Raw genomic sequence first — 12,482 nt, 5'->3', positions numbered from 1 at the left:
AGGACTAACGCATGGACATGCTGGACGAAACGGCTGAAAAGCCGAAGGACGATGCCGACGTTCGCGTCGGCCGGCGCGTGCGGGCGCTGCGGCTGGAGCGCAATTTGTCGCTGGCCGATCTTGCGGCAAAGGCCGGCGTGTCGATCGGTGCATTGAGCCAGATCGAGCGCGGCATGTCCTCGCTTCGCGTCAAGGTGATCTGGCCGCTCGCCGCCGCCCTCGACATCGAGCCGTCGGCGCTGATCGCCGACGGCAGCGACACGGCGAACGACCTCTATTGCGTGCGTGCCGACAAGCGGCGGCAAATCCCGGTGAAATCGGAAGGCATTGCCAAGGCGCTGCTGTCACCCCCGGGCGCGACGCTGACCGGCATGCTGGTGACGGTGGAAGCCAAAGGGGGCACGGCCGAGGCCTATGCGCATGCCGGCCATGAATTCGGCTTCGTGCTGGCCGGTGAGGTCGAACTGGTGGTGGATTCGACGAAATACGGGCTGAAGGCGGGCGACAGCTTTGCCTTCAAGAGCACGCTTTTGCATGCCTTCCGCAATCCGGGCGCCGAGCGTTGCCAGATCCTCTGGGTCAACACCACGAAGCCGTCCGAGGTTCGCGATGGCGCCTGATCCACTCGTCCGGCTTCAGGCGGTCTCGAAGATTTTTCCCGGCGGCATCGTTGGGCTCGACGCTGTCGATCTCGACATTATCAGCGGCGAGTTCATCACGCTGCTCGGGCCGTCGGGCTGCGGCAAGACCACCAGCCTGCGCGTCATCGCCGGTTTCGAAAGCCCGTCGAGCGGCAAGGTGTTGCTCGATGGTCGCGATATCACGGCCCTTCGACCGTTCGACCGGCCGGTCAACACCGTGTTCCAGGACTATGCACTGTTCCCGCACATGAATGTTGCAGAAAATGTCGGCTTCGGTCTGTCGCTGCGCAAACTGTCTGGAGCCGAACAGGCTAAGCGCACCGGCGAGGCCCTCGACATGGTCGGTCTCGCCGACAAGCTTGGCGCCCGCGTCTCCGAACTGTCTGGCGGCCAGCGCCAACGCGTCGCGCTCGCGCGTGCCATCGTCTGCGAGCCGCGCGTGCTGCTGCTCGACGAGCCGTTGTCGGCGCTCGATGCGCATCTGCGCGAACAGATGCAGGTTGAGCTGAAGCGGCTGCAGTCGCGGCTTGGCACCACCTTCGTCATGGTCACCCACGACCAGACCGAAGCGCTGTCGATTTCCGACCGCATCGTCGTCATGAACAAGGGCCGCATCGAGCAGATCGCACCGCCGGCCACACTTTATGACCGGCCTGCCACGAAGTTTGTGGCGAGCTTCATCGGCACCATGAATCTCCTGCAATCACGGTTTGTCGGCCGCGATGGCGATCGCTTGCGTTTCACCGCCGGCACCCTGCCGCTGGAGGCTATTTCCGAAACCGGCGAGGCACCTGCCGAGGGCGCTACCCGCACCATCGGCGTGCGCCCGGAGGATTTGCTGGCGATGACCGAGGCCGCGCCCGGCACCGCACCGGCGCGCGTCAACAGCGTCGTCTTTCACGGCCGCACGCTGCGCCTGCATGCCGAACTCGGGCAGGGCGCGCCTGTCGTCATCGACGCGCCGCGCCAGGCCGAGGGTTTTCGCTTCCAGGTCGGCGACGTGGCGCATATCAGCCTGCGCCGTGGCGCCAACTGCCCAGTGCTGCCAGGTTAGTTCATCGAACTCTAAAAACCGGGGCCAACTGGGCGATCCACGATTTCCTCGAGGTCGAGGGTATCATCGGCTGCTGGGCGTGAGCTCGAATAGATTCCAGGCTTGACTCAAGGAGAGTGTTCCTGTTTTGTTCCGGAATGGAGCAAAACAGGAGCGTTCTTTGCCGGGCGTGTGCGTATGTATCTGCAAGGCGAATTCGACTATGGACTTCCAGAGCCGCCATGGCGGCCTAAACGGCCCGAGCGCGTGTTCTTCGGTTTGTTTTTGCATTCTAAGGACCATTCGCGCTTTGCCGATTGTCAAAATCGGCTATGCGGCCAATGCGGGGTAACCGGCGACCAACTGCTACCGGAGCGTTTTCACGTCAGCCTGCAGCATGTCGGTGATTACAAAAGGCTACGGTCCAAAATTCTTTTTGCGGCCGCCCGATCGGGACGGCGCATTGCGATGGCCCCGTTCGAGGTTACCTTTCGCTATGCCAGTAGCTTTCCCGGCCGACCGGCGACTAGGGGCAAGCCAGCCAAACACCCTTTCGTGCTTCTCGCCGATGACGGACCGGTTTGTGAGTTGAGCAGGAAGCTCGGCGTCGAAATGCTGCGCGAAGGCCTCAAGGCGTCAGATGGTTTCGTTCCGCATCTGACGCTTGCATATGACCGAAAACTTGTCCCCAAACAGCCTATGGGCCCAATCAGCTTTGTTGCACGAGAGTTCGTCCTTGTGCACAGCTTGCGCGGACTGAAGAAGTACGTTTTCCCGGAATGTTGGCCGCTGAGCGCGATGTGATGTGCTCACATCGTCGTCACATATTCCGAGCGATATCCATCATCCTGACATGGCTTGTCAGCACGGCGCGGTCCGACGATGGCAGGCCAGCAGGCTGTTCCCTACCTAAATGCGTCTGAACAGGAGGAACGCAAATGACCATCGCGGAAATTGCCAAGGATTTTACCGAGCTGCTCAAGCAGGGCGAGAACGAAGCTGCCGCCGAGAAGTACAATTCCGACGATATCGTGAGCTACGAAGCCATGGAGGGGCCGATGGCCATCTCCCGTGGCAAGGAGGCTCTCAGGCAGAAGGGCCAGTGGTGGCAGGAGAACAATGAAGTCCATGGCGGCTCTGTCGAAGGCCCCTATGTCAATGGCGACCAGTTCGCGGTGCGCTTCAAGTTCGACATAACGCCCAAGGCTACCGGCGAGCGTGTCACCATGGATGAAGTCGGCCTCTACACGGTCAAAAACGGCAAGATCACCGAAGAGCGCTTCTATTACTAGGGCCGGCCCCGGGTTCCGCCTCACGTCGCTGCAGGACCAGGAAATTAGACGGCCGGGACATTGTCCTGGCCGCCATGCGAGACGGAGATATGGCAACGGCTCTGGCAAATCGGGAAGGGCGGTTTAGTCTGTGGAACGGATTCGACAGTCAGCCAAGGAAGCACGCTTTTGACGATCACCATGTACGGCATCACCACTTGCGACACGGTCAGGAAGGCGCGCGTCTGGCTGGAAGGCCATGACGTAGCCTACCGGTTTCACGATTTCAGGGCCGAGGGACTGGACGCGAAGCGGCTGGATGGTTGGGCGGGCAAGGTCGGCTGGGAAAAGCTGCTCAACAAGGCGAGCACGACGTTCCGCGAGCTGCCGGACAAGGAAAAGCAGGGTCTCGACGAGAAGAGCGCCAAGGCGCTGATGCTGGCCAAGCCGACCATGATCAAGCGGCCGGTGCTGGAAGTAGGCGACCGGGTTATGGTCGGGTTCAAGGCTGATGTCTATGAGGCGGCGGTGGGGAAGTAGAGCTGCCTCTCGTTCCACGGTGTTCCGTGGCCCGCCGGCTTTCGAAGGTTCCGAGTGCCCTCAACCCGCGCGCAGATACCCCGCCAGCGCCACCGCATTGTTGTGCGCCTCGTCATGCGCGCCGTAGAGCAGCGTCACCTTGCCGTTACCCAGCAGGCCTCGCAACTGCGTCACCGCTTCGCCATTCCCATCCAGCTCAGCGCGATACCGCTCCTGAAATTCCGCCCAGCGCGCCGGCTCGTGTCCGAACCACTTTCGCAGCTCGTCGCTCGGCGCGATGTCCTTCAACCACAGCGTCAGCAAGGAAGACGCCGCGCGGCCAGATGCGGTCGACCAGAACCCGCTGCCCGTCCTCGGCAGCGGGCGGCTCGTAGATACGCTTGACCGCGATGTTGAAGGCCATCACACCTCTCGGCTGGAGCCCTCAGGCCCACTCGCCCTTGCGCATGACAGGCACGCGGGCGCCGTCCTTGTGGACGCCATCGATGTCGATCTTGTCCGAGCCGATCATCCAGTCGATGTGGATGAAGCTCTTGTTGCCGCCGCGCGCCGCGATCTCGTCCTGGCTGAGCGAGGCGCCGTCGACGAAGCACTTCGAATAGCATTGGCCGAGCGCGATGTGGCAGGCGGCGTTCTCGTCGAACAGCGTGTTGAAGAACAACAGGCCGCTGGCCGAGATCGGTGAGGAATGCGGCACCAGCGCCACCTCGCCGAGACGGCGCGCGCCCTCGTCGGTGTCGAGCACCTTCTTCAGCACGTCCTCGCCCTTCGATGCCTCGGCCTCGACGATCCGGCCTTCTTCGAAACGCACCGAAATGTCGTCGATCAGCGTGCCCTGGTAGGACAGCGGCTTGGTCGAGGAGACATGACCCTCGACCCGCCTTGCATGCGGCGTGGTGAAGACCTCTTCGGTCGGGATGTTGGGGTTGCAGGTGATGCCGTTCTTGGCGGTCGAGGCGCCGCCCATCCATTCATGGCCGTCCGCCAGTCCAACCGTCAGGTCGGTGCCCGGTCCGGTGAAGTGCAGCGCATGGAAATTATGGCCGTTGAGCCATTCGGTGCGGCTGCGAAGCGCTGTATTGTGCGCCTTCCAGTTGCCGATCGGGTCCTCCACATCGACCCGCGACGCGGCGAAGATGGCATCGGCGAGCTTCACGACCGCAACATCGTCGGCATCGCCGGGGAAGACCTGTTTGGCCCAGGCGAGGTCCGGATAGGCGACGATGTTCCAGTTGATGTCGAAGCCGGTGATCTTTTCCAGCGCCGGCTGATAAGCCATCGAATTGGCCTTGTTGGCGCGCGCCACTTTCGCCGGATCCTGTGCGGAGAGCAGCGACGGATCCTCGCCGCGCACCGCAAGCCTGGCCGCATTGTTGGAAAAGGCTTTCGCCATGCCTTCATAGAGCCAGCCGGCGGCGCGGTCGAAGCTCGCATCGGCGCCGAAGCGGTAGCGCGCCAGCGTCATCTCGTCATCGTTGAAGATCGGCGTCACCAGGCCGGCGCCGGCCTTGTAGGCATGCTCGACGATCCGCCTGGTTAGCGGCAGTGCCGCGATCGATGACGTCAGCACCAGATCCTGGCCTGGCTGCAATTGCAGCCCGACCTTGATGGCGACTTCCGCCAGCCTGTCGAGCTTCACCGGGTCGATCGATGCGGAAACGCCGCGCGAATGTGTGGTCATGATCCTGCCTGTCGTAGTTTGATGTCCGACCTACCATAGAGCGGCGGCGCGGCGCTTTCCACCGCGATCGCGCCGGCGGGTTTTGGGTTTGCGGACCCGAACCGCGCCATGGTTGCTTCGATCTCTTCCCTGATCCAGACCTTGAAATCCCGGACCTTGCGGCTTTCCGCCTTGACGGACGAGGTCACCAGCCAATAGCCGAGCCCGCTCTGGGCGCGGATACCGAAAGGCGCCACCAGCCGCCCGTCGGCCAGCGCATCCGCGGCGAGCAATTGCCAGCCCAGCATCACGCCATGGCCGGCAATCGCCGATTCCAGGCACAGCATCGGGTCGGTGAAACGCGCACCCTTGAGGAAGCTGACAGGTGGGACACCGGCCGTCTCGAACCAGCTTTCCCAGTTGATCATTGCCCGCTCGTCGGTGATCGCGCAGGTCTGGGCAAGGTCCTCGATCGACTTCAGTTTTTGGGCAATCGCCGGCGCGCAGACCGGGAAGACTTCCTGCGCCAAGAGCAGTTCCGTGCGCCCGCCCGGCCATTTGCCGTCGCCAAGCCGGATGGCGATGTCGATGTCTGAGTGATCGAGATTGGCCAGCCGCACCGAAGCGTCGATGCGCAGCAGCACGTTGGGATGCCGGTCGAAGTGGCGAGATAGTCTGGGCAACAGCCACTTCGAGGCAAAGGCCGGCGCCACCGAAACCACCAATGTGCATTGCGTAGCCTCGTCGGCCAGCGCCACGGCCTGGGAAAGCTCACGAAATCCAGCACCAAGGCGGGCCGCGAAGACGGCGCCGAATTCGGTCAGCACCAGACCGCTCGCCGTTCGCTCGAACAGCGCCTGGCCGAGCTGTTTTTCGGTACGGCTTATCTGCTGGCTGACGGCGCTGACGGAAACGTTGAGCTCACCGGCGGCCGCCGCCAGCGATCCGAGACGGGCAACGGTTTCGACGGCGCGCAGGCCGTTGAGGTGGACGCGGTTGAGCATGGCCATTGAATTTTTCTAAACTGATCCGGCTGAAATCTCAATTGAAAGGCATGTCGAAACGGCGGATTTTGTCGGAAGAGACAGACCTGTGGAGCCGGAAATGCTGAGGATCTTGTCGTCGTCGCTGAAGGTCTTTTTCGCTGCGAGTACGCCGTATGAGCCGCACCCGGACGGCGAAACGCAGCGATGGCTGACCGATCCGCTTTCGCATCCGGTGCTGAACACCATGTCGGAACGCGAACTGGGCGATGTGCCGTTCAGGCTGACGGCACGGCGGACAGTGCACGAGACGGCCCCGTTGCACGCCGGCGGCCGCTGCTGAGCAGGCGCCAAGCGTTCCGGCTTGAGGAAAGTCGAGGCGAGCACCACGTCCCGCGCACGCGCTGGCCCAACAGATGGCGATTGTTTCAGCGACCCCTGCACTTATTGTGCAGTGCAATGACATCAGCCACCTCGACAGCGCTGCGTTTCGCCTTCGCCGGCATGATTGCCATGGCGGTTGCCATGGGCATCGGCCGTTTCGTCTACACGCCGATCCTGCCCGGCATGATGCAGGAATTGCATCTGTCGCCTGCCGATGCCGGTTGGATCGCGTCGGCCAATTATCTCGGTTATCTCGTCGGCGCGTTGGCAGCGGCGGGCGGCTGGGCGCATGGGCGCGAGCGCCTGCTGATGCTGGCGGGGCTTGGCGCCAGTACGGTCCTTGCCGCGCTGATGGGGCTGACCGAAGCGATGGCGGCCTTTCTCGCCATCCGCTTTCTGGCCGGTCTGGCCAGCGCCTTCGTCATGGTGTTCATGGCCAGCATCGTTTTCAGCCACATCGCGGCTGCCGGTCGCAACGACCTGCAGGCCTGGCATTTCGGCGGCGTCGGGCTCGGCATAGCGGCATCGGCGGCGATGATGGCGGTGCTGGTCGCCGAGCATTCGGGCTGGGCTGCAGGCTGGCTGTGGTCGGCGGCGATTTCGGCCTGTGGTTTCGTCCTCGTTGCGCTGTTGGCCAATGAGGGTCCGCTCGGCAACGGCGAAGTCACCCGCGAGCCGGCACTGCGGATGGACCGGTCGTTGGTCAAGGTCATCGTCGCCTACGGCCTGTTCGGCTTTGGCTATGTGGTGACGGCGACATTCCTGGTCGCCATCGTCCGGCAAGGCGGCGGCAGCCGCGTCTTCGAGGCCATTGTGTGGATGGTCGCCGGTCTTGCGGGCTTTCCCTCAGTCTGGCTCTGGCAGAAGATCGCGGCCCGGACCGGCCTCTATGCCGCCTATGCGCTGGCGTGCTTCATCGAAGTTGCCGGCGTCACCGCCAGCGTCGCCATCGGCGGAGCCACCGGGCCGCTGCTTGCCGGAGTGCTGCTCGGCGGCACCTTCATCGCCATCACAGCATTTGGCCTGCAGGCCGCCCGGCAGCAGGCGCCAAGCGCGCCGCGGCGGATATTCGCCCTGATGACGGCTGCGTTCGGCCTTGGCCAGATCATCGGGCCGGTCGCCGCCGGGTTTCTGGCGCAGATGTCCGGCGATTTCTTCCTCGCCTCGATCACAGCCGCGATCGTGCTGGTCGTCTCCGGCGCCATCACATGGTCGGCTGCGCCAAAATCGCCATGATTGTGGGCTTGCTGTGCCGGGCATCGGGCACGGGCATTTTCTTTCCCACTAATGTGTGACTTTATGCCCGCTGTCGTCAGCTGATTTGCGCCTAGATCGAGGAATTCGCCACAGTGTTCGTATCCTTTTTCCCGCAGCCGAAGCTGTTCTTCACTTCGGCCGCCGTCTGGAGCCTTGCGGCGATCCTGTTCTGGTTCTTCGGTGGTGAACAATTAGGTACGGTTTTCGGATTGCCGCCCGCCGCGGCCGGCGCGCCGCCCATCATCGGCATCGCCATCCTCGTATCGAAGCCGTTCCTCTGGTTCTATCTCTATTTCGCGTTCTGCGTGCTCGTCTTCTACGCATTCTGGAGCTGGTATTCGCCGCATCCATGGCAACGCTGGTCGATCCTGATGACCGCGGTCATCCTGTTCTTCATCTATTTCAATGTGCAGGTCAGCGTCGCCGTCAACGCCTGGTATGGGCCTTTCTTCGACTATGTGCAGGGGCTGATGTCGGGGACTGGAAAGTCGACCAACAGCGAATTTTATATCGGATTGGCTGATTTTTCGTGGCTCGCCCTGGTCGGCATGAATGTGCAGGTGGTCAACGCCTTCATCGTCAGTCACTGGATCTTCCGTTGGCGCACGGCGATGAACAACTACTTCGTCGAGAATTGGGGCAGGCTACGCCATATCGAGGGTGCCTCGCAGCGCATCCAGGAAGACACGATGCGGTTCTCGCAGATCATGGAAGATCTCGGCTCCAGCTTCGTCCAGTCGATCATGACCTTGATCGCATTCCTGCCGGTCATGATCCAGTTGCAGGCCCATATCACCGAGTTGCCGATTATCGGCGCGATTCCACAGCCATTGGTTGTCGCAGCCCTTGCCTGGTGTCTGTTCGGGACGATCTCGGTCATGGTTGCAGGTCTGAAACTTCCAGGGCTGCAGTTCCGCAACCAGCGCGTTGAGGCAGCCTACCGCAAGGAACTCGTCTACGGCGAGGATCACGCGGACCGGGCCCAGCCGGCCACCACGGCCGAGCTGTTCGAGAATGTTCGCCACAATTATTTCAGGCTCTATTTCCACTACATCTATTTCAACGTCGTCCGTTACACGTACCTGCAGGCCGACAACATTTTCTCGCTGCTGATCCTCGGTCCCTCGCTGGTGGCGCACAAGATCACGTTCGGCGCGCTGAACCAGATTTCGAACGCATTCGGCAAGGTGACCGGTTCGCTGCAGTTTCTGCTCACCTCCTGGTCGACCATCGTCGAGCTGCAATCGGTCCACAAGCGCCTGCGCGCCTTCGAGGCGACGCTGCAAGGCGAGCCGCTGCCCGATATCGACCAGCGCTATCTGGCAAGGCAGGGCGCTGAGGATCCGGCCTAAAGATCGAGGTTGGAAACGAACCGGGTTGGCGGCTCAGCCGCCGACCGAAGCTTGCTTCTGGGAAGCATCCTGCCGCGAAACATAATCGCGAAAACTGATGCATTCGACATCGGCCTTGACACAGACATTGCCGGCAAAACGCTCCAGCGCGTTCCAGTAGGCGCCGTCATTCATCAGCGCGAAGTGGAAGCCGAGCTCCAGCGGAATGCGCTTGCCGGCATACTGCTTGTCGAAGGCGGCGCGGAAGGCATCATAGGTCCGGTTGGCGAACTCGCCCGCTTGGCTTGGCCGTTCGAAGCCGCCGGAATGCCTGACATAGAGATTGTAGTCCATGGCGATCACCGGCCGTGACTTCGGTCCTTCTGGAATCTGCGGCAGCGAAAAGTGCATGACGCCGTTGCTGGCCGTCGGTCGGGCGGGGCCCTGCGAGACGCCGCTGGCGTCGAATTGATAGCCGGCGGCCGGCAGCGCTTCATAGAGCGCCTTGCCCGTCGACAGATACGGCGCGCGAAAACCGACAACCGCATGCCGTGCGAAATCGCGCCAGCCCTCAGGCTCGGGCGCAATGCCGTTGATGGCATAGGCGTTCTCGAGAATGTGCTCGAACGAACCGAACTCTTTCAGCCAGTCGGCCTTGCTCCAGTCCTTGCCGTCGAAATGGCCGCAGCCATGGCTGGCGATGTCGTGGCCCTCATGCGCGGCAAGCCCGATCTGCTCGAGCCGGTCGGTGACTTCCTGTTTCGAGGCGGCAAAGCCGATATTGGATTTCCCGGCGCTTCTGCCGGGTGCGGTGTATTCCTTGCGTGTTTCCGTCGACAGCAGGAAGACGCAGGACAGAAAATAGGTGAAATGTGCCCCGGTGCGCTCAGCCAGTGCTCGACTGCGCTTCCACTGCGAAATGTCGCGGGCGCTGTCGAACGAGATGATGACGACCTGCTTGGGCTTTGCCGGCACCGGTGGCGCGGGCGGGTCGGCCAGAGCCACGCCGGCAGTGACGAGCGCGGCAAGTGAAAACGCAACAACGCGGAACGGACGAAGCATAGGAAATCTGATCTTAACTCGGGGAACGTCTGCAAGCCGGCTATCGCCTAAATGTGGCGCGGGTGCGATGGGCCTCTTCGGCTGCTCGTCCGGGGCAAACATCCGTTTGCCCCGGACAATAGCGATTTTCCGGTCGAACCCCTTCCATGCCGGCAAAATTTCGCTAAAACGCGGGCTGACAAAGGCCCGACCGGGCAGGAATGGTTTGATTTGATGTCCGACGACAGTTTTATCCGTGAAGTCAACGACGAGATCCGTCGCGAACAGGCGCAGGCGCTGTGGGACCGTTTTGGCCCAGCCCTGATTGTCGTTGCGATCCTCGTGGTGCTCGGCACCGCAGCCTTCGTCGGCTATCGCTATTGGGACGAGACGCGCGCCAACCGCTCGGGCGATGCGTTCTCGCAGGCGCTGAAGCTTGCCAATGACGGCAAGAACGATGAGGCGCTGACCGCGCTCGATCAGTTGGAGAAGGATGGCTACGGCGCCTATCCGCTGCTCGCACGCATGCGCGGCGCGACCGTCAAGGCGAACAAGGGCGACGTTCCCGCCGCCGTCAAGGATTTCGACGAAGTCGCCGCCGACACGGCCATTCCCCAGAGCATTCGCGACATGGCGCGGCTGCGGGCAGCGCTGCTGCTCGTCGACCATGGCTCGTTCGCCGACGTGTCCAGCCGTGTCGAAGCGCTGACATCCGACACCAACACGCTGCGCCACACGGCGCGCGAGGCGCTCGGCCTTTCCGCCTGGAAGGAAGGCAAGACGCAGGACGCGCTGAAACTGTTCGACCAGATCGCCGCCGATGACGGCGCCCCGCGCAACACCCGCGAGCGCGCAACATTGATGTCCGAGCTGATCCGCGGGTCGGGCAGTGCGTCGTGACCTTCAAAGTCGCCATCATCGGCAGACCTAACGTCGGCAAATCGACTCTCTTCAATCGGCTGGTGGGAAGAAAGCTGGCGCTTGTCGACGACACGCCGGGCGTCACCCGCGATCGTCGCGTCCACGCCGCCAAGCTCTACGACCTGCATTTCGATGTCATCGACACCGCCGGCTTCGAGGACGCTGGTGCCTCGACCTTGCCCGGCCGCATGCGTGCGCAGACCGAGATCGCTATCCGCGAGGCCGACCTGATCTTCTTCACCATCGACGCCAAGTCCGGCCTTTTGCCTGATGACAGGACCTTCGCCGAGATCGTGCGCAAGTCCGGCAAGCCGGTCGTGCTGGTCGCCAACAAGGCCGAGGCGAAGGGCGCCCAGGGCGGTATGCTGGAAGCCTGGGAGCTCGGCCTTGGCGAGCCGATCCCGGTTTCGGCCGAGCATGGCCAGGGCATGCCCGATTTGCGCGACGCCGTGATCGGCGCGCTCGGCGAAGCGCGCGCCTTCGGCGAAGACGAAGATAGCAAAGACGAAGAGATCGCTGCCGGCGAGGTGCTGATCGGCGAGGATATCGCCGATCCGGATGCCGAGCACACCTATGACGACACCAAGCCGATGCGCATCGCCGTCGTCGGCCGTCCCAATGCCGGCAAGTCGACGCTGATCAACGCGCTGATCGGCGAAGAACGGCTGCTCACCGGACCGGAAGCCGGCATCACCCGTGATTCGATCTCGGTCGATTGGGATTGGCATGGCCGCCGCCTGAAGCTGTTCGATACGGCCGGCATGCGCCGCAAGGCCAGGATTCACGAAAAGCTCGAAGTGATGTCGGTGCAGGACGGCCTGCGCGCCATCCGCTTCGCCGAGATCGTCATCATCGTGCTCGACGCCACCATTCCCTTCGAGAAGCAGGATCTGCAGATCGCCGACCTGATCATCAGGGAAGGCCGGGCGCCGGTGATCGCCTTCAACAAATGGGACCTGATCGACCATCCCCAGGAGCTTCTGGCCGAACTGCGCGAGAAGACGGAACGGCTTCTTCCCCAGGCGCGCGGCCTGCAGGCCGTACCTGTCTCCGGCGAGACCGGGCGCGGCCTCGACAAGCTGATGGATGCCGTCATCAGGACCCACAAGGTATGGAACAGCCGCGTCTCGACTGGCAAGCTCAACCGCTGGCTGGAAGGCATCCTGGCACACCATCCGCCGCCTGCCGTGGCAGGGCGCCGGCTGAAGGTCAAATACGTCACCCAGGCCAAGACCCGGCCGCCGGGTTTCGTTGTCCAGTGCTCGCGGCCCGATGCGATGCCGCAATCCTATGTCCGCTATCTCTCCAACAGCCTGCGCGAAGCCTTCGATATGCCCGGCGTGCCGATCCGCATCGCGCTGCGCACGTCGGACAATCCGTTCGCCGGCAGGTCGAACAAGCGTAAATAAGCGGTCGGGCG

At 62.8% G+C, this 12,482-nt stretch carries 13 protein-coding genes and 1 pseudogene; 10 read left to right on the top strand and 4 right to left on the bottom strand.

The features are described from left to right. Window positions 1-11 precede the first annotated feature (11 nt). The 5 genes from LB519_RS09990 (at window position 12) to LB519_RS09970 (ending at window position 3,485) form a co-directional block, all read left to right on the top strand. On the top strand, window positions 12-620 hold the full coding sequence (locus LB519_RS09990) for a cupin domain-containing protein (protein WP_224619728.1): 609 nt from the start codon (window positions 12-14) through the stop codon (window positions 618-620). Next, window positions 610-1,695 carry an ABC transporter ATP-binding protein gene (locus tag LB519_RS09985; RefSeq protein ID WP_027164193.1) on the top strand — a complete coding sequence of 362 codons (1,086 nt, stop codon included), beginning with the start codon at window positions 610-612 and terminating at the stop codon, window positions 1,693-1,695. Before LB519_RS09990 ends, LB519_RS09985 begins: the two co-directional genes overlap by 11 nt. Window positions 1,696-1,872: 177 nt before the next feature. After that, on the top strand, window positions 1,873-2,478 hold the full coding sequence (locus LB519_RS09980) for a 2'-5' RNA ligase family protein (RefSeq protein ID WP_027164192.1): 606 nt from the start codon (window positions 1,873-1,875) through the stop codon (window positions 2,476-2,478). A 134-nt stretch (window positions 2,479-2,612) separates the two neighbouring features. After that, window positions 2,613-2,966, top strand: a complete 354-nt coding sequence (locus LB519_RS09975) for a nuclear transport factor 2 family protein (RefSeq protein WP_013532858.1) — start codon at window positions 2,613-2,615, stop codon at window positions 2,964-2,966. A gap of 168 nt (window positions 2,967-3,134) precedes the next feature. Further along, a complete protein-coding gene (locus LB519_RS09970) occupies window positions 3,135-3,485 on the top strand; it encodes an ArsC family reductase (protein ID WP_013532857.1) in 351 nt (116 codons plus the stop codon). A 60-nt stretch (window positions 3,486-3,545) separates the two neighbouring features. Here the strand turns inward: LB519_RS09970 and LB519_RS09965 are convergent. The 3 genes and pseudogenes from LB519_RS09965 to LB519_RS09955 form a co-directional block, all read right to left on the bottom strand. After that, window positions 3,546-3,888, bottom strand: a pseudogene (locus tag LB519_RS09965) (DUF488 domain-containing protein). Window positions 3,889-3,909: 21 nt separating this feature from the next. Then, on the bottom strand, window positions 3,910-5,166 hold the full coding sequence (locus tag LB519_RS09960) for an aminopeptidase (protein WP_224619726.1): 1,257 nt from the start codon (window positions 5,164-5,166) through the stop codon (window positions 3,910-3,912). Then, window positions 5,163-6,155, bottom strand: coding sequence for a LysR substrate-binding domain-containing protein (locus LB519_RS09955; RefSeq protein ID WP_013532854.1), 993 nt, complete (start codon window positions 6,153-6,155; stop codon window positions 5,163-5,165). The genes LB519_RS09960 and LB519_RS09955 overlap by 4 nt, the downstream gene beginning before the upstream one ends. Before the next feature lie 94 nt (window positions 6,156-6,249). Between LB519_RS09955 and LB519_RS09950 the strand changes: the two genes are divergently transcribed. The 3 genes from LB519_RS09950 to sbmA all read left to right on the top strand — a co-directional run bounded on the left by LB519_RS09950 (window position 6,250) and on the right by sbmA (window position 9,121). Continuing rightward, window positions 6,250-6,471 carry a hypothetical protein gene (locus LB519_RS09950; protein WP_024502627.1) on the top strand — a complete coding sequence of 74 codons (222 nt, stop codon included), beginning with the start codon at window positions 6,250-6,252 and terminating at the stop codon, window positions 6,469-6,471. A 116-nt stretch (window positions 6,472-6,587) separates the two neighbouring features. Beyond that, complete coding sequence (locus tag LB519_RS09945; protein ID WP_224619725.1) at window positions 6,588-7,748, top strand: YbfB/YjiJ family MFS transporter; 1,161 nt, start codon at window positions 6,588-6,590, stop codon at window positions 7,746-7,748. 113 nt (window positions 7,749-7,861) lie between these two features. Then, entirely contained in the window at window positions 7,862-9,121 is a 1,260-nt protein-coding gene (gene sbmA, locus LB519_RS09940) for a peptide antibiotic transporter SbmA (RefSeq protein WP_013532851.1), read from the top strand. Between the two features lie 33 nt (window positions 9,122-9,154). Here the strand turns inward: sbmA and LB519_RS09935 are convergent, their stop codons facing one another. After that, complete coding sequence (locus LB519_RS09935) at window positions 9,155-10,162, bottom strand: polysaccharide deacetylase family protein (RefSeq protein WP_224619723.1); 1,008 nt, start codon at window positions 10,160-10,162, stop codon at window positions 9,155-9,157. Window positions 10,163-10,375: 213 nt separating this feature from the next. Here LB519_RS09935 and LB519_RS09930 point away from each other — a divergent pair, with 213 nt between their 5' ends. Together LB519_RS09930 and der are read left to right on the top strand one after the other, a co-directional pair. Then, window positions 10,376-11,041, top strand: a complete 666-nt coding sequence (locus LB519_RS09930) for a tetratricopeptide repeat protein (protein ID WP_013532849.1) — start codon at window positions 10,376-10,378, stop codon at window positions 11,039-11,041. Beyond that, on the top strand, window positions 11,038-12,471 hold the full coding sequence (der, locus tag LB519_RS09925; RefSeq protein ID WP_224619721.1) for a ribosome biogenesis GTPase Der: 1,434 nt from the start codon (window positions 11,038-11,040) through the stop codon (window positions 12,469-12,471). Before LB519_RS09930 ends, der begins: the two co-directional genes overlap by 4 nt. Window positions 12,472-12,482: the final 11 nt, after the last annotated feature.

The organism is Mesorhizobium sp. AD1-1, assembly GCF_020164655.1.
GTDB classification, from domain to species: Bacteria; Pseudomonadota; Alphaproteobacteria; order Rhizobiales; family Rhizobiaceae; genus Mesorhizobium; species Mesorhizobium ciceri.
This window is presented reverse-complemented; position numbering and strand designations above follow the sequence as displayed.